Annotated in this window: 21 protein-coding genes; 5 read left to right on the top strand and 16 right to left on the bottom strand. The window is 35.9% G+C overall.

Annotation, left to right across the window (positions count from 1 at the left end; genetic code table 11):
* Window positions 1-90: 90 nt before the first annotated feature.
* The 4 genes from IGJ32_RS02285 to IGJ32_RS02270 all read right to left on the bottom strand — a co-directional run bounded on the left by IGJ32_RS02285 (window position 91) and on the right by IGJ32_RS02270 (window position 5,422).
* A complete protein-coding gene (locus tag IGJ32_RS02285; protein ID WP_161652253.1) occupies window positions 91-939 on the bottom strand; it encodes a VOC family protein in 849 nt (282 codons plus the stop codon).
* Between the two features lie 209 nt (window positions 940-1,148).
* The gene (locus tag IGJ32_RS02280; RefSeq protein WP_126344638.1) at window positions 1,149-3,038 is read right to left on the bottom strand and encodes an ABC transporter ATP-binding protein; all 1,890 of its coding nucleotides are present in this window, start codon (window positions 3,036-3,038) and stop codon (window positions 1,149-1,151) included.
* A complete protein-coding gene (locus IGJ32_RS02275; RefSeq protein WP_010720028.1) occupies window positions 3,035-4,762 on the bottom strand; it encodes an ABC transporter ATP-binding protein in 1,728 nt (575 codons plus the stop codon). The genes IGJ32_RS02280 and IGJ32_RS02275 overlap by 4 nt, the downstream gene beginning before the upstream one ends.
* Window positions 4,763-4,777: 15 nt before the next feature.
* On the bottom strand, window positions 4,778-5,422 hold the full coding sequence (locus IGJ32_RS02270) for a TetR/AcrR family transcriptional regulator (protein ID WP_010720029.1): 645 nt from the start codon (window positions 5,420-5,422) through the stop codon (window positions 4,778-4,780).
* Between the two features lie 218 nt (window positions 5,423-5,640).
* Here IGJ32_RS02270 and IGJ32_RS02265 point away from each other — a divergent pair, with 218 nt between their 5' ends.
* Window positions 5,641-6,261 carry an NAD(P)H-dependent oxidoreductase gene (locus tag IGJ32_RS02265; protein ID WP_010720030.1) on the top strand — a complete coding sequence of 207 codons (621 nt, stop codon included), beginning with the start codon at window positions 5,641-5,643 and terminating at the stop codon, window positions 6,259-6,261.
* 160 nt (window positions 6,262-6,421) lie between these two features.
* On the opposite strand, the gene IGJ32_RS02260 is transcribed toward IGJ32_RS02265, so the two are convergent.
* A complete protein-coding gene (locus tag IGJ32_RS02260; protein WP_010720031.1) occupies window positions 6,422-7,576 on the bottom strand; it encodes an AI-2E family transporter in 1,155 nt (384 codons plus the stop codon).
* A gap of 8 nt (window positions 7,577-7,584) precedes the next feature.
* Window positions 7,585-7,938: a PTS glucitol/sorbitol transporter subunit IIA gene (locus tag IGJ32_RS02255; RefSeq protein ID WP_034699568.1), complete on the bottom strand. Its 354-nt coding sequence runs from the start codon at window positions 7,936-7,938 to the stop codon at window positions 7,585-7,587.
* A gap of 135 nt (window positions 7,939-8,073) precedes the next feature.
* Between IGJ32_RS02255 and IGJ32_RS02250 the strand changes: the two genes are divergently transcribed.
* Complete coding sequence (locus IGJ32_RS02250; protein WP_342081644.1) at window positions 8,074-9,105, top strand: lactonase family protein; 1,032 nt, start codon at window positions 8,074-8,076, stop codon at window positions 9,103-9,105.
* Between the two features lies 1 nt (window position 9,106).
* Entirely contained in the window at window positions 9,107-9,268 is a 162-nt protein-coding gene (locus IGJ32_RS02245) for a hypothetical protein (protein ID WP_010720034.1), read from the top strand.
* A gap of 404 nt (window positions 9,269-9,672) precedes the next feature.
* On the opposite strand, the gene IGJ32_RS02240 is transcribed toward IGJ32_RS02245, so the two are convergent.
* From IGJ32_RS02240 to IGJ32_RS02215, 6 genes are all read right to left on the bottom strand, one after another.
* On the bottom strand, window positions 9,673-10,107 hold the full coding sequence (locus tag IGJ32_RS02240; protein WP_010738426.1) for a hypothetical protein: 435 nt from the start codon (window positions 10,105-10,107) through the stop codon (window positions 9,673-9,675).
* A 92-nt stretch (window positions 10,108-10,199) separates the two neighbouring features.
* A complete protein-coding gene (locus IGJ32_RS02235; protein ID WP_342081680.1) occupies window positions 10,200-12,050 on the bottom strand; it encodes an LTA synthase family protein in 1,851 nt (616 codons plus the stop codon).
* Between the two features lie 538 nt (window positions 12,051-12,588).
* Window positions 12,589-13,413 carry an ammonia-dependent NAD(+) synthetase gene (gene nadE, locus IGJ32_RS02230; protein ID WP_010720037.1) on the bottom strand — a complete coding sequence of 275 codons (825 nt, stop codon included), beginning with the start codon at window positions 13,411-13,413 and terminating at the stop codon, window positions 12,589-12,591.
* A 12-nt stretch (window positions 13,414-13,425) separates the two neighbouring features.
* A complete protein-coding gene (locus tag IGJ32_RS02225) occupies window positions 13,426-14,898 on the bottom strand; it encodes a nicotinate phosphoribosyltransferase (protein WP_010738428.1) in 1,473 nt (490 codons plus the stop codon).
* A 422-nt stretch (window positions 14,899-15,320) separates the two neighbouring features.
* Window positions 15,321-16,043 carry a hypothetical protein gene (locus IGJ32_RS02220; protein WP_373177633.1) on the bottom strand — a complete coding sequence of 241 codons (723 nt, stop codon included), beginning with the start codon at window positions 16,041-16,043 and terminating at the stop codon, window positions 15,321-15,323.
* A 1,058-nt stretch (window positions 16,044-17,101) separates the two neighbouring features.
* Complete coding sequence (locus IGJ32_RS02215) at window positions 17,102-17,470, bottom strand: DUF1827 family protein (RefSeq protein ID WP_063626561.1); 369 nt, start codon at window positions 17,468-17,470, stop codon at window positions 17,102-17,104.
* A gap of 197 nt (window positions 17,471-17,667) precedes the next feature.
* Between IGJ32_RS02215 and IGJ32_RS02210 the strand changes: the two genes are divergently transcribed.
* Complete coding sequence (locus IGJ32_RS02210) at window positions 17,668-18,426, top strand: MerR family transcriptional regulator (protein WP_096708440.1); 759 nt, start codon at window positions 17,668-17,670, stop codon at window positions 18,424-18,426.
* Window positions 18,427-18,652: 226 nt separating this feature from the next.
* Here the strand turns inward: IGJ32_RS02210 and IGJ32_RS02205 are convergent, their stop codons facing one another.
* The 4 genes from IGJ32_RS02205 to groES form a co-directional block, all read right to left on the bottom strand.
* Window positions 18,653-19,576, bottom strand: coding sequence for a LacI family DNA-binding transcriptional regulator (locus IGJ32_RS02205; RefSeq protein WP_010738433.1), 924 nt, complete (start codon window positions 19,574-19,576; stop codon window positions 18,653-18,655).
* A 16-nt stretch (window positions 19,577-19,592) separates the two neighbouring features.
* Window positions 19,593-19,865 (bottom strand): hypothetical protein, encoded by a 273-nt coding sequence (locus IGJ32_RS02200; protein ID WP_088745028.1) that lies wholly within the window; start codon window positions 19,863-19,865, stop codon window positions 19,593-19,595.
* Between the two features lie 696 nt (window positions 19,866-20,561).
* Entirely contained in the window at window positions 20,562-22,187 is a 1,626-nt protein-coding gene (gene groL / locus IGJ32_RS02195; RefSeq protein WP_010738435.1) for a chaperonin GroEL, read from the bottom strand.
* 39 nt (window positions 22,188-22,226) lie between these two features.
* Window positions 22,227-22,511 (bottom strand): co-chaperone GroES, encoded by a 285-nt coding sequence (groES, locus tag IGJ32_RS02190; protein WP_010738436.1) that lies wholly within the window; start codon window positions 22,509-22,511, stop codon window positions 22,227-22,229.
* 238 nt (window positions 22,512-22,749) lie between these two features.
* Here groES and IGJ32_RS02185 point away from each other — a divergent pair, with 238 nt between their 5' ends.
* On the top strand, window positions 22,750-23,421 hold the full coding sequence (locus IGJ32_RS02185) for a CPBP family intramembrane glutamic endopeptidase (protein ID WP_126344652.1): 672 nt from the start codon (window positions 22,750-22,752) through the stop codon (window positions 23,419-23,421).
* Window positions 23,422-24,222: the final 801 nt, after the last annotated feature.

The raw sequence follows: 24,222 nt of genomic DNA, 5'->3' as shown, positions 1-24,222 counted from the left end.
TGTGCTTTGCCAACAATGAACAAAAGCAAAAGCCCCTAAACATCAAATCGTTAGGAGCTATTTCTACCTATTCAATTATTTGTCTTCGCTTTATTTTTTGGCTTTTTTTGTATCGATCACAAACCACCATTCGATACCAATCGCATCATAAATTGTTAACACAGTATGTCTTTGATCGATAAAGAAGTCAACTGCAGCTTCATTTAAATGCTGAATCAACTGTTCCATGCTTTCTTGATCAATCACGAATTTCAAGAAATCTAAACCTAATACTTCATGAGTCGGCAATGCTAATGCCTCACTATTTGCTTCTGAGATTCCTACATGGAAGTTTCCTTCATTTAAAACATGTAATCCGTTCTTTTCTTCCCGAACTTTTAGTCCCAGTAAATCACTTAAAAAACGGCGTTCTTCTTCGCTATCAAAAACGTTTAAATGGATTTTTTCAAAGTAAGAATTAGCGGATAATTTTTTGTAACGCTCTTCTGACTTACGTAATAATGACTCTTGATCCATTGCTTCTGGTTGATTTCGTTCTTGAACATTGTCCTCTTCGTGATAAATTTCTAATTCGTTACCTTCTGGATCCTTAAGTAAGATCCCCATGCGCCCTTGATCTTCTAACGCATCTTCAATTGGATAGTTTGTTTTACGGATACGGGAAAGGATATCAGCCATTTCTGCTACCGTTGGAATAATCAATGAAAAACGTTTCAGTTTTTTGATTTCCCCAATGTAATCATGCGCTCTAGGACTTTCTTCTAGCAATAGCATCTCACTATTTTGCTCTTGTGTCCCTAAAATAGCTAATTCATTTTCTTCCCGTTTCAAATCAAAACCGATCGTATTTTTGTAAAAATCAATCATTTTATCTCTATCTTTAACCCGGATTGCTACACTTTTTAGGTAAGTAGTAGACCCCAATTTAAATTCTTTCATTTTTCTTGCTCCCCTCTACGTCCAGCTTTATTTTAACGATGCTTCACATTTCTTTCAAGCAATAAATGGGTTTTTATTAAAAAAAATGTGAGAATTTTCGCATTTTCCACGCAATACTGCAATTATTTTTAAATAACATTCATTATAATAAATAAAACGCATGGAACGCTTCAGATGCTCTTTCCATGCGTTTTACTATTAATGAATTGTTAAGAAACAGCTTCTTCGGAAAACTGGCTGTTATATAAATCAGCATAAAATCCATCTTTTTCCATCAATTGATCATGATTTCCTGTTTCAACAATTGAACCATGGTTCATGACAATAATGTTATCGGCATCTCGAATGGTTGACAGACGGTGAGCTACTACAAAGCTTGTTCGATTTTCTAATAAACGATTCATCGCTTTTTGGATCAAAATCTCTGTCCGAGTATCCACACTAGAAGTTGCTTCATCAAGTATCAATACATCCGGATTAGCTAAAAATGCCCGAGCAATCGTGATTAACTGTCGTTGCCCTTGGGAGATGTTGCTGGCATCTTCATTTAATACCGTTTGATAACCTTCAGGAAGTTTGCGAACAAAGTCATCAACATGGGCAGCTTTGGCTGCTTCAATCACTTGTTCGTCAGTTGCATCATCGTTTCCGTATTTGATATTGTCGTAGATGCTACCTGTAAATAGCCATGTATCTTGCAAAACCATTGAAAATTGAGCACGTAAGTTATCTCGAGATAAATCTCTCGTATCTACCCCGTCATAACGGATACTTCCGCCAGAAACATCATAGAAACGTTCTAACAAGTTGATCAAGGTCGTTTTACCAGCACCAGTTGGACCAACAATTGCCACCATTTCTCCAGGTTTCACATCCAGATTAAAATCTGTCATCAATAGTTGATCTTTGGTATAACCGAATTGAACATTTTCAAAACGAACTTTATATGGTGTGTTCTCTTCAACAGGTAACCCAGATTTTTTATCAGACATTTCCTCTTCATCCAGCACTTCAAAAACCCGTTCCGCAGATGCAACAGTTGACTGGATCGTGTTCATTAAACTTGCAAGTTGAGTAATCGGCTGTGAGAATTGTGTCGTATATTGTAAGAACGCTTGAACGTCCCCAAGTGTCATATTCCCATTTGCAACTTTGATCCCACCTAATACAGCAACAAATACATAGCCAAGATTTTTAACGAAGTTCATCAAAGGCATAATGATCGCAGAGATAAACTGGGCTTTCCACCCTGCAGCATATAACTTATCGTTTTCTTCTTCAAAAACTTCTTGGTCTTTGGCTGTATGATTGAAAGTTTTGACGATCGTATGACCACCATAAGTTTCTTCTACTTGGTTGTTTAAGAGACCTAAACTTTTTTGTTGCTCTGCAAAAAAGACTTGGGATTTGGGTGCAATGATCATCACGACGATCAAACTCAATGGAATCATCAGTAAAGCCACTAACGTCAATTGCCAACTAATAGAAAGCATCATAACGATGACACCGATCAAAGTAACTGCACTTGTTACAAACTGTGTTAAGTTTTGTTGAAGGGTACTGGCAATATTATCCATATCATTGATTGCACGAGACATGATGTCTCCATTTGTATGTGTATCATAATAAGAAATCGGTACACGATTCATTTTTGCTTCTAGATCATGACGTAACTCATAAACTGTTCGTTGCGATACTCGTGTCATAATAAATTGTTGTAAGAAATTGAATACTGCAGAAATCAAATACATCACAATAACCGTGGCGATGATTTGAGCAATTTTATCAAAATCAATTGGGAATTTAGAAATTTGTTGCCCCGCTTGCATTTGTTTTGCTCCAGCCATCACCCCATTAAAAATCTCAGTAGTTGCTCTCCCTAATACTTTTGGTGTTTGGATCTGGAAAATGACTGCTGCGATCGCTAATACAAATACAGCAATGATCGCAACCGAGCGTTTTGACATATAGCCAAATAAACGTTTCACTGTGCCCCAAAAATTCTTTGGTTTTTCTCCTTTTGCCCCAATGTTTCGACCGGGTCCGTGACCGCCGCCAGGCATTGGTCGTTGAGAAGGTTTGGTCGTTCCTTTACTCATGCTAGATCCTCCTCTCTTAATTGTGAATGAACGATTTCCTGATAGGTTTCATTCGTTTTAAGAAGTTCATCGTGTGTGCCTTTGCCAACTAGTTTTCCTTCATCAAGCACTAAGATCATATCCGCATCCATTACTGTACTTACTCGTTGTGCAACTAAAACCGTAATACTTTCTTTCATATTTTGTTTTAAAGCTTGACGTAATTTTGCATCTGTTTTAAAGTCCAAAGCCGAGAAAGAATCATCAAATACATAAATGTCAGCTGGTTTGACTAACGCTCGAGCAATCGCCAAACGTTGTCTTTGCCCACCAGAAAAATTTCCTCCGCCTTGTTCAACATGGCTGTCTAAGCCCTCTTCCATTTCTGAAACGAAGTCTTTGGCTTGGGCGATTTCTAACGCTTTCCAAATCATTTCATCAGTAGCATCTGCTTTACCGTACTGCATGTTTTCTCTGATCGTGCCAGAGAACAACATGGCTTTTTGTGGAACAAAGCCCATCAATTCACGCAAATTATACTGAGTCATATCGGTAATACTTACACCATCAATCTTGATTGTTCCTGATTCGACATCGTATAGTCGTGGGATAAGGTTGACTAAAGTAGATTTACCCGAACCAGTTCCACCAATAATCGCAACAGTTTCGCCTGATTGTGCTGAAAAATCAATATCTTCTAACGCTAGTTTCTCAGCTCCATGGTACCGGTAGTTGACATGTTCAAATGAGATTGTGGCAGCTTTACCTGCAGGAGTCACCTCAGTTGGGTTCTCAGGATCTGAGATACCTACTTTTTCATCTAATACTTCATTGATCCGATCAGCAGAAGCTTGCGCTCGAGGGACCATGATAAAAATAGCTGAAAGCATCATAAAGCTAATTAAAATTTGCATAGCATACGTCATAAATGCAATTAGGTTTCCGACTTCTAACGTCATATCTGCTATGTAGTGTCCACCAAACCAAGTAATTGCTACGTTTGTTCCACTCATAATCAAAGTCATCATCGGCATCATCAATGCAACGATCGTGTTGACTTTAATTGCTGTATTTGTATAATCTTTGTTCGCTAAATCAAAACGATTTTCTTCAAAACGTGTCTTATCAAACGCTCGGATTACCCTTACCCCTGTTAATCCTTCACGAAACACTAGGTTCAAACGGTCTGTCTTCTTTTGCATGCTCTTGAATAGTGGTACCGCAAAAAACATGATTCCGCCGATCACCACTAGCATGATTGGAATAACTACTAAGAAAATTTTGGTTAATTGATGATCTTTTTGATAAGCAAGAAAGCTTGCGCCAACCAACGTGATCGGTGCATTGATCATCATTCTTAAAAACATTTGCGTAACCATCTGGATTTGTGTCACGTCATTAGTTGTACGGGTAATCAAGGATGCTGTACCATATTTGTCAAATGCATCTTTTGTTAAACTTTCAGATTTTTTATAAACATCGGTACGTAATTGCTTTCCTAATTTTTGTGACTCACGTGTAGCAAAAAAGGTATTTGCGATCGCTGCGATGATACTAATCAAAGAAAAACCGATCATAACAAAACCTGTTTGCCAAATATAATCAACATCACCTCGTGCTACACCTTTATCAATGATATTTGATGTGAGCGTCGGCAAATAAAGATCTGATAAAACTTGGATAACCATGAACAACGTGGCTGCAATAGCTGAAGTCAGTGAAATCCGTTTGACGATTTTTAGCATGTAATTCCCCTCTTTCTATTGATATACGCCGTCTTTCAACCATGATAGTTTTAATTTAAATTCTTTAATGGCATGATCCACGGAGTAATTTTCGTTTTTTGAAAATGATTTATAGGCATGAGCAATCGTAGTAAAGACGATATTCATGATCAATTGGATCAGTAGTTCCAGTTCATGATCATCGTTTACTTTCAGTGTCGTTCGATCAATCAATCCAATTAATTCTTTTGCCTCTTTTTGATGTTTTGCATGTGAATGACGCTGATCATCTTTTGTATGTGGCACGACTTTACGAGAAGCACGATAGTCCAAGTTCATGAAAAGATTACGATAAAAAGAAGCATTTTCCCCGACTAAAATCTCCCGAATGATTTTAGTAAAATAAAGCTCGAATCCTTCGAATAAATCCCCATCGACATCTTTTATCAGTTGGAACATATCTTTTGAACTATCACGTCGAACAGTTTCAAAATAATAATAGTAAAGATCCTCTTTGTCTTCAAAATACTGATAAAAACTACCTCTAGGGATTTCTGCGATCTTCACGATATTTGCGATGGAAGCATCTTTTAATGGTACTCTGGAAAATTCAATCCTAGCTGCTTCTAATAAACGTTTCTGCTTTTCCTCTGGTAGATGAAAAAAAGTTTTCGTAGGCATCTTTTTCCTCCTTCCTAAAATGACACACTGTCACATGACACTATGTCATTATAACACCAAGAAGATGTTTTGCAATGCTTTTCCATATTTTTTTCATGAAAAGACTAAAAAAATTCATAATTAAAAATCGAACCTTAAAAAAACTTGATAGCCTTTTCGCTTTCAAGTAAACTAGCTATGTTAGTCAGATAACAAGTCAGCTTAAAGGAGAGAATATTATGGCATCAGTTTTAGTAGTAAAAGGGCACCCATTAACTGCACAGGAATCACGTTCAGTTAAAGCATTAACAACTTTTTTAACTAGTTACAAAGAAAATCATCCGGAAGATGAAGTGACTGTTTTAGAGCTTTATCGTGATGATATCCCAGAAATCGATGAAGAATTACTTTCAGGATGGGAAGCACTTCGGGCAGGTGCTGAGTTCTCTACTTTGTCTGAAAGTCAACAACAAAAAATTGCTCGTTTCAATGAATTGACCGACCAATTTCTTGCTGCAGACAAGATCGTTATTGCGAATGCTTTATGGAACTTGAATATCCCAACAAAATTAAAAGCTTGGTTTGACACCGTCAATGTCGCTGGCAAGACATTCCGTTATACTGAAAACGGACCAGAAGGATTAGTTTCTGGTAAAAAAGCTTTGCACATCCAATCCAACGGAGGCATTTATAACGGTCAAGACTTCGCTTCTCAATATGTCAAAGGCATCTTAAACTTTGTCGGTATCGATCAAGTGGATCAATTATTTATTGAAGGTATCGACTATACCCCTGACCGTGCAGAAGAATTGATGCAATCAGCTTTAGATAAAGCTGCAGCATTTGGTCAAACTTTCTAATAAAAGCTACTTGCACGTTTACCATAAAGTTAGTCCCTTACTAACTTTGATTGTTGCATAGTGGGCACCTAAAAATTTAAAAAAATGAAGAAAGCGAAAATAGTTAAACTATTTTCGCTTTCTTCGTTTTTTTAGTCATGTGTTTTTAGTGCACAGTTGGCTAGTCACTTTGTTTTTCTTCATATAAACTAGAGATAGTTGTATACCATTCAAAAACATGTGAGATAACCACTTTTGCTGCAGCATATACTGGAATACCTAAAATCACACCGACGATTCCAAACAGCTTCCCAGAAGTTAATAAAACTAATAAGATCGTGACCGGATGGATCGCCAATTGATTCCCTAAGACTAATGGAGAAATCAATCGTCCTTCAATCGTTTGTTCTAAAGCAAATACGATCAATACTTTGATCAACATGATCGGTCCCGCCACGATTCCTAAGAATACGGCCGGAATCATTGCTAAAAATGAGCCTAGATAGGGAATCAAATTTAAAAAGCCGGCAATGATCCCTAAGGTGACTGCATAATCAAGTCCAATGATCGCAAATCCAATCATAAACATGATCGCTACTGCAAAAGCCACCGTCAATTGTCCACGGATATAAGAAGAAACTTGATCGTTCATTTCACTTAATACTTTCAAAGTTGGTTTTCGCATACGTGTTGGTAGGAAATTCACAAAATAAGGGGCAAGTTGCTTGCCATCTTTCAATAAATAGAAAAGGATAAACGGCATAGTTAGCAAAGCAACAATAATCGTAGCAACTGCTCCCACAAAACTTCCTAAACTTTGAACCGTACTTTTTGAAATATCTTGGAGCATATCACCTGCTGAACTCATGAACTTATCGCCAGTAGCTTCCAATTGTTCCCTAAATTGGTTGAATAGAGGATCTCTTAGTATTTCTGTCAATTTATTATCGATCGTATCCACATATTGAGGAAAATGATTGATAAAACTCACGGTTTGCTCTTGGATTTTAGGAATGATTACCACTGTTCCCCAAGCAATCAGTGCCACGACTAATACAAATAACCCGATGATGCTATAGAGCCTTGGAACTTGGCGCTTTTCCAAATAGTCAACAACTGGATTCATCAAATAATACAAAATTGCCGCTAAAATAATGGGTAAGCCAACGATCGCCAGGAATTGCCAGATCGGGGCAAATAGATAGGACACCTTAGTAAATAAAAAAACGATCAATAAGATCAAAAGTACTACTAATAACGCAGTAACGACTTGATTATTTAAAAACCATCGCCAAAACCAAGAGACTGGTTTTGATCGCTTGTTTTTTCCTTCCATAATCTCACCTACTTGTATTTGATTTGTGTACCGACATGAATCTCAGGTAACTGATGCGGTGTTAAGTAAAGACCGTTCACAATACTATTTTCCTCAGAATAATGATCAAAAATCAGCGTAACATGCCCTACTGTGTTTAAATTTTCATTTGCCAATCTTCCCACATGTTCAATCTGATATTCTTGTTGATCAAAAAAAAGTGAATCCCCTTTTTTTAATGAAAATTTTTCGGTAGAAGTAATCTTTTGGATCACTGAATAGTTACGTAGTGTAGTTGTTGCTGTTCGATCAAATAAAATCAAGATCGGTTCTTGTTCACTTACTGCATTTTCTCCGATTTCTTTGATGGTTGCATGAATCATTTTATTCTCTCCTTTGTTACAAATTCTGTCGCTCACTCTATATTCAGTATAACATATTCTCATTGTTTAACTCTCCTGTTTGAAATGTGCTAAAATAAACAAGGAACCTATTTCATACATTCTAGGAGGGATAAAATGAAAGAAAAAATCATTTTAGGGACGTACACAAGACGTGTGAGTGAAGGAATTTATACCATTGAATTAGATACAGAAAAAGAAGAAGTCTCAGGATTGAAGCTAGCTGTAAAAGAAAATAGTCCAACTTACTTAGCAAAAAGTGAAGCTGGTAATCTTTATAACGTCACAAGTCTGGACGGTTTAGGTGGGATCGGGGCTTACGATCAAGAATTCCATTTTTTGAATGCGGTAACAGAATCAGGCGCTCCTTTATGTTACGTTGCAGTTGATGAATCTCGTCAATTAGTATATGGTGCTAATTATCATAAAGGTGAAGTCAATGTTTATCGTATTCTAGACGATGGAGGTCTCGAAGCAACTGATGCCGTTTTTCATCAAGAAGCAACTGGTCCTCATAAAAATCAAGACCATGCACATGTCCATTATACTGATTTAACTCCAGACAACCGCTTAGTGGTTTGTGACCTAGGAACGGATCGGGTCTATACGTACGATGTATCTGATCAAGGAAAATTAACTATAGTTTCTGAATTTGTGGCAGAACCTGGAACTGGTCCCCGCCACCTTGTCTTCCATCCTGCAAATGAAACAATTGCTTACCTATTTGGTGAACTTGATAGTACTGTTCGTGTGCTTTCGTATAATAAAGCCCAAGGCAGCTTTGAAGAAAAACAAAAAATTAGTACACTACCAGATGATTTTCAAGGAGAAAATGGTGGTGCTGCAATTCGTATTTCAGATGATGGTCGATTTGTATATGCTTCCAATCGTGGCCATAACTCAATTGCAGTCTTTGCAGTTTCTGAAAAGGAGCAACTGTTGGAATGTATCCAAATTATTTCTACTGAAGGCGATTTCCCTAGAGATTTCGCTTTAGATCCTACGAACGACTATGTCTTATGTGCCAATCAAAATACCGATAATCTTACGCTTTTCGCGCGAAATAAAGAGACTGGTTTACTAGAATTACGCCAAAAAGACATCTATGCACCAGAATGTGTCTGTGTTTATTTTGAAAAGGAGCAGTAACATGAACAAAGATGAAGTATTGGATCGATTACGGGAAGAGTTAGAAATTCCTTTTTTCCAAGGAAAGTTAGAAGAAAAAGAATATAGTGAAGCAGATTATCAAAAATTAAAACAAGATTTACTTCAATATTTTGATGATTATGTCAGAAATGTTGAAAATTAAATAAATGATCGGAAAAGTACTACTTGATTTGATCATGAAGAAAAAACTCGAAACAACTTTTTCACGTTTCGAGTTTTTTGGCTTAGTGCTGAAACTCCGCTGGGTATATTATTTGTTCATCTGAACTACATTGTTTTCGGTGAACGATTTGTTGAGAGCAGCCTCTATAAGTTGAATTTGAATATGGAGGGATTGAGTTGAACTGAGACAAACGATCGGTAAATAGCAAAAACCGTCAAGTTGGTTAGGCTTGACGGTAAAAGTGAATTATTCGATCGAGTAATTCAAAATTGTTGTTGGTATAGGTTACTTTCATATAATAAGTGATTGACTGATTTTTATCATAAAAAACATATGATAATTAAATTAAAACACTCTATTTTTTAATGAAACTTTATACTGTTTTATTTTTTCAACAATAAATTTGTCATTTTTTGGATGGCTGAAGAAATATTTTCTGTCGCTTGATCCTGTTTTTCTTCAGAAGCATCAAATAAATCATGGTCAACTCCAGACTCTGGTTGGATACTTTGAGTCATTTCTTCACAACCAGCCACGTAGGAAGTATAGGCTTTTTCAAAACTTTTATGAATACCCATTACTTTTGCTGGTGGTCGCAACTGACTGATTTTTTTCAATATCACACGATATTTTTTTGTTCCTTCTTCAAACAAATGAACGATTTCAGCTAACTCTTCTGGAGACAAGTCTTCTGTTTTTTTCTGATCAATCGCTTCTCTGATCACTTGATATTTTGGATGCATCTGTTCACCGATCTCTTCCGTCTCTTTGACCATTCGATCGACTGATTGTACATAATAACCAATATTTGGTAACATTCTTTCTCCTACTTTCGATTTTATTTCTCTTTTATTTTACCTTTTTTAGCACAATTGAATAGGCTTTCTACCCAGAGTAATAAAGTCATATGTTATTTTTCAAAAAAATTTGTTTGCAAACTGTATTTTTCTCCAGAAACAATATCATATTGAATCATCTCATAAGCTTGATAAAGTTCTGCTTGTTTTTTGTTTAATTGTGCTTCCCGATGCCATTGCCCCTCTTGGTAGTATAGTTCTCGCTCAAATGCTGGTAATTCATTTTGAAGTGCCAACAATAATTGATAAAAACCAGTTGTCTGTTGATTAGTCTGATTCATCAAGTCAGCAGCAAAATAAAAGGGACTTGTAACAGGAGCTTCGTTTTTTTCTAATTCTCCTTGACTATCAAACATCAAAAACTGTGTTTCGTGTAAGGTGTGTTTCTCATTACTATTTTGAATGGTGTCAGAATAGATCCCTGGTAAATGATCTCCCCAGAAAACAACTAGTGTTCTTCTTGATAACTTCTTCAGTTCTTCCGTGAACGCTTTTAAGGATTGGCTACTATACGAAATATCTTGAAGATAATTTTCTAAACTACTTATCCCACTATTATCCTCTGTTTTGGCTGTATATTCGAGCTGCTGATATTTTCCATCATAAGGCATATGGGTTTGCATCGTCACAAGATGAATAAATTGGGGTGTATCGTCCTCTTTTAAAAGATCCATCACTTCTTGATAAGCAGAAGCATCAGAAATGTAGGGATTATCTTCAATGGTGTCTGTATACGTCATCGTATTTTCACTAATAAATTCATCAAAACCTAAAACCTCGTAAACATCTTTTCTTTTGTACATCGAGGTGTTATAAGGATGGATCGCAGTCGTATGATAATTTTGATCTTTCAATGTTGAAACGATCGAAGGTAATTGATTCATTTTGGGTACTAACATTGTGTAGGGTGTTGTTAATTGGGCATTGAATAGTCCCATTGAAAAACCTGTTAATGCTTCAAATTCGATATTGGCTGTTCCACCACCATAATTTTGAGAAAGCATCTGACCACTATAAGTCTGATCAGCAACCGCATAATAATCTGCTAAAGGATCACCGGTAATTTCCACCCCATTCAAACGACTAGGATCTGAAAAACTTTCGCTCATCACATAAACGATATTCGGTTGTTCTTCTGAGGCAGTTTTATTTTTTTCATCTGCCAGCTTTTGATAGTGTGATGTAATTTCCTTGATTTTTTCTTCAGAGTACCCTTTTGGTTTTTCCATTGGATCGATTTTTAAATTGTATAAGAAACCACCAATAAAACCTGTATTATAATAATTCATCTTTTGACTATAAGGAATCCACAAAGCCGTTTTGTTATATGCTTTACGTAATAAATTATTTGGGTTATTGAAATGACTAATATAAATAAGCGCAAAGATCGTAGTAAATAATGTGATCACTCGGATGGCTTGAAATTTCTTGTCTTTCTTAAAACTCTGATAGATAGCCCAGCAACCACCTGCTACCACCAATAGGATCATTCCTGCTAATAGATAAAACGAGGTTGTGCCTGTCATATCTTTTAATAAACCAAACTCTTTGATCATCTTTAGGTCGTCGGGATAAATCGGTTCTTGTCGATAGGTCATTTTTAAATAGTTTGCGTAACCTAATATTCCAATGCCAACAAGATAAAAGAATGTTCCAAAGAGAAAAGAACCTAATACTGCCACTAAAAAAAGGAAGATCATTAATAACACTAAACAAGCTAATAAAAATTTTTCCGTATGCCACGAAAAAGCAAATTTTACAGCTAGATCAAAAGAAAGATCGTTTTGACACCATTGTAAATACAAATTGCTTAGTCCAACGACAAAAACGATACTTATCGCCACTAATGTATATTTTAACCAATTTTTCTGTTTGACAGACAATTGATTGAGACTATCTTTTATATGTCTTTTCAAATGGATACTCCTTTAATTCATTTATTATTCGATACCGCTTTCCTTATTTTAATGATTTCCAGATAACAAGTAAAGAACTGTCTGCAAACCCTTATCTTTTTTTATTCGTTGTCCGATTTGATTGTTCACAAATTGTCGACTGCTCAATATCGTATTGTAAAAGCATAACAATAGTATGCAAGTAGCGACTTATAAAAAAGGCGTTAAAAAATCCTCCATGCGTTTATAATCTTAATTAATAGTACTTCATTGACGTACTACTACAGAATAGAACTGAAACCCAATGAATAGCTATTTTTAATCTTTTGTCTTAAATCTTGAAAAAGAACATGCGGTTCATATTCTCTTGATAATAGAAATAACCCGCTATATCCAGAAAATGCGAGAAGCTGTTTTCGGATATAGCAGGTTATTTTTCCATCTGAACTTTACTATGACAACCTTATTTTTTATTAAATGACGAGTTCATTAAAGATAAGCAATGTTACTTCATTCATTGGTGTGATCTTCAATAAAGTTTTTAGGCTTATTTCCAAAAATCATCTAACACCGAGATAGGTAAGTGTCGTTTATGCTGCGTTTTGTTCCACCAAGCTTCAATTTTTTGTTTGGCATCTGTTGGAACTTCTTTACCTTCTAAATAATCATCAATCTCAGTGTAAGTAACACCTAAAGCAACCTCATCGGCGATCAACGGCTTGCCATCTTCCAAATCAGCTGTTGGGATTTTGGTATAAAGTTTCTCAGGTGCCCCTAGTTCTTGTAATAATTGTTTTCCTTGACGTTTGTCCAAGCGGAATAATGGTAACAAATCGGCGCCACCGTCGCCATACTTTGTAAAGAAACCAGTAATGTTTTCAGCTGCATGATCCGTTCCCAGGACTGCTCCTGCATGCCCACCTGCAATTGCATACTGTGTAATCATCCGTTGACGAGCTTTGATATTTCCTTTATTGAAGTCACTGACTTCGATCCCTGCAGCGACTAATTCAGCAACTTGCGCATCGACAGCAGGTTTGATATTCACTCGTAGGCGAACGTCAGGCTGGATAAATTCAACTGCAGCTTTCGCATCCTCTTCGTCTACTTGTTCGCCATAAGGTAAGCGTACAGCGATAAATTGATAACGATCGTCTTGTGTTTCTTCACGCATTTCTTCCATTGCTAATTGAGCCAAACGTCCCGCTAACGTAGAATCTTGTCCCCCACTGATTCCTAAAACAAAGGTTTTTAAGAAAGGATATTTCTTTAAATAAGCTTTCATGAAATCAATACTAGTTCGAATCTCACCTTGTGGATCAATGGTTGGTTTGACACCTAATTCTTGGATAATCTCTTCTTGTAAGCTCATTCTTTTTCCTCCTTAATATTCATTGTATAAAGTAGCTACGTTTTTCTTCATCCGTTCCATCGTAGCCATTTTATGATTCCAACAATCTGTTGATAAATCAACTGGGTATTTTTGTGGATTAAGGTCACGTTTGTACTCTTCCCACAGTGAATCAAGGTTATCACGTGTATATGCTTTGATTTCATCTAAAGTTGGTAATTCATAGACCCGTTCGCCCTTCACGAAAATATCTTGTAAGATAGGTCGAGCTGTAAAGTCACGCACCGTTTTATTGATAAAGGTATGCACAGGATGAAACATAAAAATCTCTGCTTCCTCTCTAGGATCTTCATCCCAAAGCGTAACGTAGTCTCCTTCTGATTTGCCATCAAAATTGCGAGTGATTCGCCACACTTGCTTCTTGCCAGGAGTTGTTACTTTTTCTGCATTGCTGGAAAGCTTGATGGTATCGATCATTTTGCCCTCTTTATCTTCAATTGAAACCAATTTGAAGACTGCACCAAGCGCAGGTTGGTCATAGGCTGTAATCAATTTCGTTCCTACACCCCAAACGTCGATTTTAGCTTTTTGCATTTTTAAATTTAAAATCGTTGCTTCATCTAAATCATTTGAAGCATAAATTTTAGCCTCAGTGAAACCAGCAGCATCTAATTGTTCACGAACACGTTTCGAAATATACGCCATGTCGCCACTATCGATACGAACCCCAAGGAAATTGATTTTATTGCCTAATTCTTTTGCTACACGGATCGCACTAGGCACACCAGATTTCAAGGTGTCGTAAGTATCAACTAAGAACACGCAGTCTTTATGAGTTTTCGCATAAGCCATAAACGCTTCATAATCATTTCCATAAGATTGAACAAGTGCATGCGCATGCGTTCCACTTGCAGGAATCCCAAAGATTTTCCCAGCTCTGACATTACTAGTAGCATCTGCTCCACCGATGTAAGCAGCTCGAGTTCCCCAAACAGCAGCATCCAATTCTTGCGCTCTTCTAGTACCAAATTCTAACAATGGATCATCGCCGATCACTGATTTGATTCTTGCTGCCTTCGTAGCGATCAACGTTTGAAAGTTCACCATATTCAGTAGGGCTGTTTCAATCAATTGACAATGTGCTAACGGACCTTCCACTTGGATCAACGGTTCATTGGCAAACACTAATTCACCTTCACGCGCCGAGCGGACAGTAGCTTTAAATTTAAATTCTTTTAAATATGTTAAAAAACCTTCTGGGTAGATGTCCATTTTGCGTAAGTATTCAATGTCTGACTCACTAAACGTCAAATTTTCTAAGTATTCCACAAGACGTTCTAATCCTGCAAACACGGCATACCCATGGTTAAATGGCATATCACGGAAATAGCATTCAAAAACAGCGTGGAGATCCGCACGACCTAATTCCCAGTACGTTTGCATCATGTTGATTTGGTATAAATCAGTATGCAACGTCAAACTGTCATCTGGGTAAATTTTATTCATCTTTATATTACTCCTCTTGGCAAGTTTTCATTTCTTATCCATTATAACAAAAAAACGCTAGAGTAGAAGAAATCTTGATTATTTTCTGAAAAAGGACAAATGAAAATAAATTTATCACCCAGAACAATAATGAACCAACCTCAAAAAATTTAGACTAAAAAGTGACCTTTTTGGGGGTCGACTTTTTTATGGTTACAGACAATTTTGAAGTGAAATTAAAAGTTGTCCAATCTTCCATGAGTTTTCCGAAAAAACTAAATTTAATCACCGCTTCTCTCATAAAAGACTACAGACATTAGGCTGTTCGCCCTCCGTACAGTGCAGAGAACAAACAGCCTATGTCAATTTTTTTACTTCCCACTTTTAGGTGTCGTGCCTATAGGAATATTTAAAGAAGTGAAAGGTTATAAACTTTCTATTTTTTATAAATGAACAGATAGTGCTAATAAACTTTCCGCCTTCTTGCATAAATTACTTAAATGAACGATGTCGCATTTTCCTACAGCCTTAAGAATCAGCGTTCTAGCTTCTTTGATCGTTTCAGTTGTTGTGTTTGGAGATAATGTGGTATATGTATTGTCGGTAAATAAATTGTTTACAGCCTCTACAGCATTTTGGACAGCTGAATCTACTGAATTGGTACTTTCTAATAACAAGCTTTCCGCCTTCTTGCATAAATTACTTAAATGAACGATGTCACATTTTCCTACGGCCTTAAGAATCAACGTTCTAGCTTCTTTGATCGTTTCAGTTGTTGTGTTTGGAGATAATGTGGTATATGTATTGTCGGTAAATAAATTGTTTACAGCCTCTACAGCATTTTGGACAGCTGAATCTACTGAATTGGTACTTTCTAATAACAAGCTTTCCGCCTTCTTGCATAAATTACTTAAATGAACGATGTCACATTTTCCTACGGCCTTAAGAATCAACGTTCTAGCTTCTTTGATCGTTTCAGTTGTTGTGTTTGGAGATAATGTGGTGTATGTATTGTCGGTAAATAAATGGTTTACAGCCTCTACAGCGTTTCGGACAGTTGAATCTGAGACAGTTACTTGTTGAGCTGCATTAACTGTCATGGTATTTATTGTCCCAGCGCTAATGCACAAAAACGAGGTTAATAATAATAGTTTACTATGTTTCATCAAATCAATCCTTTTATGTTTTATTTTTTATCATGACATCCTAAAGTTCATATTCTCTAACCATTAATAAATGTCGGTATTGATTTTTCTCCAAGTAATCGGATAATTATGTTTATTCAATAATAGATGTCTGAATGGGTTTAAATTTAATTATCATCTAAATAAATCATCCTTGGATTCAATAGAGATCTAATAATACATAGTTACATAAACTTAATTTTTTTTCCTAAATAAAAATATTACACTTTGCACTTTCTTATATATTTAACGACCTCCCTTTATCTATAGTAATAAGATTTATGTAACGTATCTCCCGACACTTAGCATTATATACTGATAAAGAGGTACCATCATAAATTTTTTTTATATTTTAATAAGTATTAGGAAAGATTTATAGTTTAATGTTGGAATTGTTGTAATAAACTAGATAAAAAATGAAGGAAAATCGAGGATTTCTATTATGCCAAGAGATTCAGTTGATAAAGTAAGTAAAATTGTTGCCGTCAACCTAATGATCGAAGAATAATTTTTTGCGAAAGAAGTTAGCCTGTAGCTAAAAAAACAGGCTCACCGCTTGTATCGTTGGATTCAAGAAGTTAAAAAATATAAAGCAAGTGCGTTTCTTGGAAAAGGGAACGCACTTTTTGATGCTCATGACGACATGAAGAAGTTATAACAAGAAAAGCATTACTTAAAAGAGGAACGAAGCTTATAAAAAAGTTCCTAGTTTTTTTGAAGTCAAACAAGCGTCCGATTCCAGTTCAAAAAAACAGAAAGAAGTTTTCTTCTTTCTGTTGAATTTATCCTAAGATTTCTCGTTACCAACATCGTGGGACAAAGAGACTCAATTCAGAGACATCACCTCAAACTCAGATGGAAATATTTAAATGTATTAAAACTTACTACAATACTAAATGGATGCATTTTGCCCTTGGCCATCCATCCCTAGAGACCTGGAAAAAATTTTTTCTCTTATTCTCTGAACCAAGTATCTAGTTTTTCTTAACAGCTCCAATTTTGAGACCGGTACACAACTTACTCATTTGCAGAAGACTGTTTTATTTGTCCTCCACTGAACGACCTACTTTCTGTTCAACAATCACGATATCTTTATTTGGTCGTTTGAATTGGACACCTGCTCGTTCTAAGTCTTGTTTTACACCAATATGGACCTTGACGTCTTCACGTTCTGCTTTCAAAATGCGACGGATTGCAAAATCAATTTCTTGCTTGGTGATTTTTTTCTTCGTATTAATCATCAATAATTGGGATTTTTCATACGTATCAATGTATAAAATCTGTGTTCGATCAAGCGAATAAAGTTTATAGTATTTGATGGCTTTGCTACTAAAGAAAAAATCTACTACTTTAGGATAAAACGTCTTAATATTTAAATTACTTGTAACTGGCGTTTCGATTAATTTCATCTTATTCCTCTTTTCTATTATTATTTATAACAAGCGCCCAACAAAGGAATCGCTTTCAACATGACATATTTAAAGCAGAAAAATTCGTTTTTCTACTTTACTTATTATAACATAAAAATAAACACAAAAAAATATTCAAAATTTCTTGACCTTCTAGTTACGTCAAGGAATAAGATCATTCTATAAGGAGGTTAAGCATGGAATATACTATAAAAAAAATGGCAGAAATTTCTGGTGTTAGTCCTCGTACCCTGCGTTTTTACGATCAGATCCACTTACTGAAACCATCACGGGTGACTGAGTCTGGCTATCGGATCTACACTAGCCAAGAAGTTGACCGACTACAACAGATTTTGTTTTATCGCTCCCTTGATTTTAAGTTAGAACAAATTGCAGAAATTTTAGATAATCCAGCTTTCGATCATCGACAAGCGTTGATCCACCATCAAGAAATGTTACAAGAAAAAAGAAAACAGCTCGACACACTATTAATGACTATTCAACATACATTGGAGAGTTACGAAGGAGGAAAACCGATGAAAGATCATGAGAAATTTGAAGGATTTAAAAAACAAAAAATAATGGAAAATGAAACAAACTATGGACAAGAAATACGAGAAAAATATGGAGATGACACCGTTGAGAAAGCAAATAAAAAATGGCAAAATATGTCTGAAGAAAAATTTAAAGAAATGCAGTCTTTAGAAAAACAACTCTTAGCTGATTTGACAGCTTATTTACAATCAGACTCTGATCAAAAACTAGCATTGAAACTATTTGAAGAACACAAAAAATGGCTTACTTTTAGCTGGCCTTCTTATAGTTCCGAAGCTCATCGTGGCTTAGGCTTATTGTATATCTCTGATGAACGATTCACTGCTTACTATGATGAGCGTTGTGGGAGCGGAGCTGCCCAAGCATTGAATACGATCATTCAAACATACGCGGTTGAATAAGTTGTCTTTGAGTGGACGTTCATTTTAGGAAATAAGTAGCGAAGATCTCACTTTATGATCCATCCTGTCAGAATGCAGACACTACATTCTTTCATAATCCATTGACGTCAAAAAGAAACCGAAGCAATCACAAAAATAGGAGAAACTATTTTTGGCTATTCGGTTTCTTTTTTAGGTTTTTGCGTTACTTCGATCTACTTTTGATTCCGCATTAAAACCATTTCGACTATCGCACAATAAATCGATAAGGAATTTTGATTTGATCTTTTTTTTCTTCGATAAAAAGTAGAAAGGCCGTTTCTCCACACTCTCTTAAGCCATGGTCAATCGTAGAAAAAGACATTAGCTCACTGATCAACAGATTATCACGACCAACAAGACGGTTTTTACTTTCTAAGATGGAGCTTTGCAATATACCGGCAGCAACTGTATCTGAATTAGTGAAGACACCATCTACCTTTTTTTCTTTAAAATACGTCGCTGCATTCACCCCTTGTTCATAGTCAATACAGTTCCAAAAAACATTTTCCTCTTTGAAATCGGGAAATATTTTTTTACAAAGTTCCAACGTCACTTTTGTATTAAAACTAAGACGACCACTTCTTCCTAAAGTAACGCCAAGCTTTTCCACGCCTTGTTTTTTTAAATACAATAATGCTTCAGTAATAGATTGTTCACGATCGATAAACACGCAACCAGCTTCTGTTTCTTTTATTTCTTCACAAAAAATGATTGGCCCATACTTTTGATAAGAGAGCAATACATCTAAATTGTTGGCACGAGAAGTAACGATCAAACCATCAAATCGTTTACCTGCAAATTCTTCTAAATACATTCTCTCTCTTTCTGCCTGATAATTTGTTGGTAACAAGGTCACCTGATAATCTTCGTTGAAGGCGACTTCAATGATCCCACTAAGCAATTGATCGAAATAAGGATGATCCGTATAAGGCAGAATAACACCAATATTTTTTGTTTTTCCATAACTGAGCTGTCTGGCACTTGCATTAGGAACATACGATAACTCATTAATGACGGATAGAATCTTGGCACGTTTTGTTTCGTCAACATAAGGATGATTATTGATCACCCGTGAAACGGTAGAGACAGAATAACCCGTCAGTTTTGCAATATCTCTAATGTTTGTCATGCTTTACTAAAACCACCTATGCAAAAAGATTTTCTTGTAAATAGTCTACCACAGCATGCCCACATTCAAAAAATTGATAGAACGTTCCATCATATTCAAAGCTAATACGTTGCCCACCCAGATACGTATCTTTTGCCAATCCACTAATTTCATCTAAAGGAATTTTTTTCATTACCGTTTTATTTAACCCTTGAGGACTAGATAATTCAAGCATTGTTTCTTTAAATTCAACAAAAGCATAAAAATAGTCATTCGTAGCGCCATTGGTCGTTTTGATATAAGTATTCATCAGTAATTCCTCCTTTTTGATGAATTGAGTATAGCTTATGAAACGCGTCTCATAGCAAGATCTTTGCTTCACCTTCTAAAAAAACGAGCAATACGATACATACTTTTGTCTTCGAATCTTTAAACTTGTCTTTGAATTTTTAAAAGCAGAACTTTATTTTAATTATCTAGAAAAATAAGTTCGAGTACCTCATTCAAACTCTGCTACTATACATTTAAACCATTAATTGAGAGGAGTTTTTCAATTGTATAAAAAGCAAAAAAAAGCAGGTATACTGAAAAGAATACTGAGACTAATAAAGAAGAAAATAAAGGCCATACTACAACGCATAAGACTATTAAAAATATTGAGAAGAAAACATCGAATAAACGAACGAATGTCTAACCTAGTAAACATTAAAGAATACTGCCTAGTAGAGAAACCTATGCCATTAAAAAGTACAAAGGAAAATAATCACTCCTTGTTGTCTAAGAATGAGAATCTGAAAAATATGAAGAATATAAAGAAGAAAAAGAAAGACAAAAATAGTAGCACATCAAGATCCTCTAGCTTCACGTATATAGGTCGTTCTAGAACATAAGCAACTATCCGCATCGAATGATTGATTAACTAAATATCCCTTAATTTTTTGCCCCTTTTACTTAAAACAAAAAAAAGAAGAAAGAACCCTTTTATATCAGGGTTCTTTCTTAATTACTACATCATTCCACCCATCATTGATGGATCCATTGCTGGCGCTGCAGGTGCTGCTGGTTCTGGTTTGTCAGCAACTACTGCTTCAGTTGTTAATAATAGAGCTGAAACAGATGCAGCATTTTGTAATGCTGAACGAGTAACTTTGGTTGGATCAACAATCCCTGCTTCAACCATATTTACCCATTCGCCTGTTGCAGCATTGAAACCTGTTCCTAATTCAACATTTTTCAATTTATCAACGATGACTGAACCTTCATATCCCGCATTTTCTGCGATTTGACGAATTGGTTCTTCTAAGGCACGAACAACGATTTTCACACCTGTTGCAACGTCCCCTTGAGCTTCAACTGCTGAAACTTTGTTGATGACATTCACTAATGCTGTACCACCACCTGAAACCATACCTTCTTCAACGGCTGCACGAGTTGCATTCAACGCATCTTCAATTCGTAATTTCAATTCTTTTAATTCTGTTTCAGTTGCTGCACCAACTTTGACCACTGCAACCCCACCAGCAAGTTTTGCTAAGCGTTCTTGTAATTTTTCACGGTCAAAATCTGATGTTGTTTCAGCAATTTGGTTTTTGATCAATTGAACACGTGCTTCAATGGCTGTTTTATCGCCAGAGCCTTCAACGATTGTTGTGTTGTCTTTGTCTACCACAACTTTTGAAGCATTTCCTAGGTTTTCGATTGTTGCATCTTTCAATTCTAATCCTAAGTCGTCCGTAATCACTGTTCCGCCTGTTAGGATAGCGATATCTTCAAGCATTGCTTTACGACGATCACCGAAACCAGGTGCTTTCACTGCAACAACGTTAAATGTCCCACGGATTTTGTTCAAGACTAATGTTGGTAAAGCTTCTCCATCCACATCGTCAGCGATGATCAATAGCGGACGAGATTGTTGTAAGATTTGTTCTAATAAAGGCAAGATGTCTTGGATATTAGAAATCTTCTTATCTGTGATCAAAATGTATGGATTTTCTAAAACAGCTTCCATTTTGTCATTGTCAGTCACCATGTATTGTGACAAGTAACCACGATCAAATTGCATACCTTCAACAACATCTAATTCGGTTTCGATTCCTTTTGATTCTTCAATAGTAATAACACCATCATTGCCGACTTTTTCCATTGCATCAGCAATCAAATGTCCCACTTTTTCTGAACCAGAAGAAACAGCTGCAACTTGAGCAATTGCTTCTTTAGAATCTACGACTGTTGAAATGTTGTGTAATTCTTCAACTGCTGCTTTTGTTGCCAATTCGATCCCACGACGAATACCTAAAGGATTTGCCCCAGCTGTTACGTTTTTTAATCCTTCACGAACAATTGCTTGGGTTAACACAGTAGCGGTTGTTGTTCCGTCACCTGCGATATCATTGGTTTTTGAAGCCACTTCAGAAACTAATTTTGCACCCATGTTTTCAAAGTGATCTTCCAATTCGATTTCTTTTGCAATTGTTACGCCATCATTAGTAATCAATGGTGAACCGTATGATTTTTCTAATACAACATTACGACCTTTTGGACCTAATGTTACTTTTACTGTATCAGCTAATTTATCAACTCCACGTAGCATTGCTGCGCGTGCATCTTCTGCAAATTTCAATTCTTTTGCCATGTCTATTCACCTCATCAAATTTTTTTCGTACTTTTTTATTTATTCAACGATCGCCATGATATCTTTTCCTGCAACGATCAAATATTCTTTTCCTTCAAATTTTACTTCTGTACCGGCATATTTTTCAAACATCACTTGGTCGCCCGCTTTTACAGCAGCAGGAACTTTTTCTCCGTTTTCCAATAAACGGCCTTCACCGACTGCAACAACTGTTCCTGTTTGTGGTTTTTCTTTAGCGGATGAAGCTAAAACAATTCCTCCAACAGTTGTTTCTTCTTCTTTTGCGACTTCGATAATGACGCGATCACCTAATGGTTTTAACACGATAAATCCCTCCGATAACTCTTTTTTTGGATTCGTTAGCACTCTTACACATCGAGTGCTAACCTACATTTTTAATAATACTCATACTTTGATTTTTTTGCAAGCTTTTTAAATGAAAGTACACTAATTTTATCCGTAACCGTTAGAAGTCCCTTAGTAATAGCCTCTAAATTGATCTATGTTATAATTAATTTCTATTCTTGCAGTCTACTTCTGCCTATCTTTAAGGAGGTATTTTATGTCATTAAAAAAATATAGTTTCGCTAGTATCTTTTGCTATGGACTAATTTTTCTTTCCCCATTGATCCTTTCATCTATCGGAATCATCCATACTGTTACTGGTGTGATTACAGCAACGACGATTGCCTATATCATAGGAGCAGTTGTTTTAGCTTTCTTTTATTTCAAACAAAACGAGCCATTACCACTAGAAGCAGCCATTCCTAAGGCTTCGACACCAAAAATCATCTTATATGGGTTTGTTGGGATTTTCATTGCTTTGATTTTACAGGCGCTTGCAGTGACGTTGGAAACTCTTTTATTTGGAAATAGCGCTCCTTCTGAGAATACGCAAAATATTATTCAAATGATTCTTGAAGCTCCAGCCTTTTTAATAGCTACCACAGTTGCTGGTCCAGTCATGGAAGAATTCGTCTTTCGTCGCAGCATCTTAGGTATCGTTGGCAAATATACAAACTTTTGGGTAGGGGCAATTGTTAGTTCTTTATTATTTGCTTTCGCCCATAATGACGGTCACCTGCTGATCTACTTTTTCTTAGGTTTTTTCTTTAGCCTACAATACAAAGTAACAGGAAGAATCTGGACCTCGATGATCACACATGTAGGAATGAATACATTAGTGGTAGTTGTACAAATCGCCGTTCAAAAGGGCTGGATCGCTGCTTCATGAGCTGCCAACTAACACCAATCTAAAGACTCGCCTTATACTATCTACTGACCAGCAACTCTTAGTCGCTGGTCTTTTTTTGTGTTCTTTCCAATCCCGGCTCATTCTCTTAACAAATTTTCCCTTCATAGTCATGAAAAAGATAGATTTATTTAGAGCTATTCATTATGTTTTATCCGCTAGCTACTAGCATTTTCCATTTATCGTGACACTCGCCATTTCCTCTGTTAACCTTCTCAAAACACTTTGATGGTCTTCTCTAATAGCACTCTTATTTTAAATACGACAGAAAACAGCAGTCATTGCCATTTGGATTATTTTCAGATCCTATTAAAATCATGTTCATCTAGATCTAACTATAAACATTGAGTTAGATTGGTTCATGGAAATAATTTAAACACATCGACATCGTCTTATGGGCGCCCACAAGAGTTATCAACTTTGCACTAAACCAACTCGTTCCCCTTCTCCTCCAACTAAAGTGTCTTTGCTTTCGTTTTACAAAAATGCGATAAAAAAACACTTTATTTATAAAAAGATAAATACAAAAGTGATTTTAAAACAATTAATATTGTTTTGTTTTTGTTATTAAATGAGGAACTTGCTAATTCATTACATACTTTAATTAATTTTATCAATCATTACTACTTACGAATGCACCATCTCTTAGAAAAATCATTTAAAAAAAGACATATCCTTTATATCAGACTGACTGCCGTCATTCACGATTTTATAAAGAATAAAACAAAAATAAAATTTTTTATTAAAAAACTGCAGTTTTTATTATATATCTATCAGACTATC

Origin of the sequence: Enterococcus sp. DIV1639a (genome assembly GCF_050530445.1) — a bacterium.
GTDB lineage: Bacteria > Bacillota > Bacilli > Lactobacillales > Enterococcaceae > Enterococcus_B > Enterococcus_B hirae.
Note: the sequence above shows the minus strand (reverse complement) of the source record. Positions and strands in the feature narration are given on the sequence as shown.

Coding starts and splice junctions, on each gene's coding strand:
- IGJ32_RS02240 (WP_010738426.1), bottom strand. CDS start 10,107: ATGTTACCAAATATTGGTTATTATGTACAATCAGTCGATCGAATGGTC.
- nadE (WP_010720037.1), bottom strand. CDS start 13,413: ATGAGCTTACAAGAAGAGATTATCCAAGAATTAGGTGTCAAACCAACC.
- IGJ32_RS02275 (WP_010720028.1), bottom strand. CDS start 4,762: ATGCTAAAAATCGTCAAACGGATTTCACTGACTTCAGCTATTGCAGCC.
- IGJ32_RS02225 (WP_010738428.1), bottom strand. CDS start 14,898: ATGAATAAAATTTACCCAGATGACAGTTTGACGTTGCATACTGATTTA.
- IGJ32_RS02200 (WP_088745028.1), bottom strand. CDS start 19,865: ATGAATACTTATATCAAAACGACCAATGGCGCTACGAATGACTATTTT.
- IGJ32_RS02265 (WP_010720030.1), top strand. CDS start 5,641: ATGGCATCAGTTTTAGTAGTAAAAGGGCACCCATTAACTGCACAGGAA.
- IGJ32_RS02270 (WP_010720029.1), bottom strand. CDS start 5,422: ATGCCTACGAAAACTTTTTTTCATCTACCAGAGGAAAAGCAGAAACGT.
- IGJ32_RS02205 (WP_010738433.1), bottom strand. CDS start 19,576: ATGACAAACATTAGAGATATTGCAAAACTGACGGGTTATTCTGTCTCT.
- IGJ32_RS02220 (WP_373177633.1), bottom strand. CDS start 16,043: ATGAAACATAGTAAACTATTATTATTAACCTCGTTTTTGTGCATTAGC.
- groL (WP_010738435.1), bottom strand. CDS start 22,187: ATGGCAAAAGAATTGAAATTTGCAGAAGATGCACGCGCAGCAATGCTA.
- IGJ32_RS02280 (WP_126344638.1), bottom strand. CDS start 3,038: ATGAGTAAAGGAACGACCAAACCTTCTCAACGACCAATGCCTGGCGGC.
- IGJ32_RS02245 (WP_010720034.1), top strand. CDS start 9,107: ATGAACAAAGATGAAGTATTGGATCGATTACGGGAAGAGTTAGAAATT.
- IGJ32_RS02285 (WP_161652253.1), bottom strand. CDS start 939: ATGAAAGAATTTAAATTGGGGTCTACTACTTACCTAAAAAGTGTAGCA.
- IGJ32_RS02215 (WP_063626561.1), bottom strand. CDS start 17,470: ATGAAATTAATCGAAACGCCAGTTACAAGTAATTTAAATATTAAGACG.
- IGJ32_RS02185 (WP_126344652.1), top strand. CDS start 22,750: ATGTCATTAAAAAAATATAGTTTCGCTAGTATCTTTTGCTATGGACTA.
- IGJ32_RS02260 (WP_010720031.1), bottom strand. CDS start 7,576: ATGGAAGGAAAAAACAAGCGATCAAAACCAGTCTCTTGGTTTTGGCGA.
- IGJ32_RS02210 (WP_096708440.1), top strand. CDS start 17,668: ATGGAATATACTATAAAAAAAATGGCAGAAATTTCTGGTGTTAGTCCT.
- IGJ32_RS02255 (WP_034699568.1), bottom strand. CDS start 7,938: ATGATTCATGCAACCATCAAAGAAATCGGAGAAAATGCAGTAAGTGAA.
- IGJ32_RS02250 (WP_342081644.1), top strand. CDS start 8,074: ATGAAAGAAAAAATCATTTTAGGGACGTACACAAGACGTGTGAGTGAA.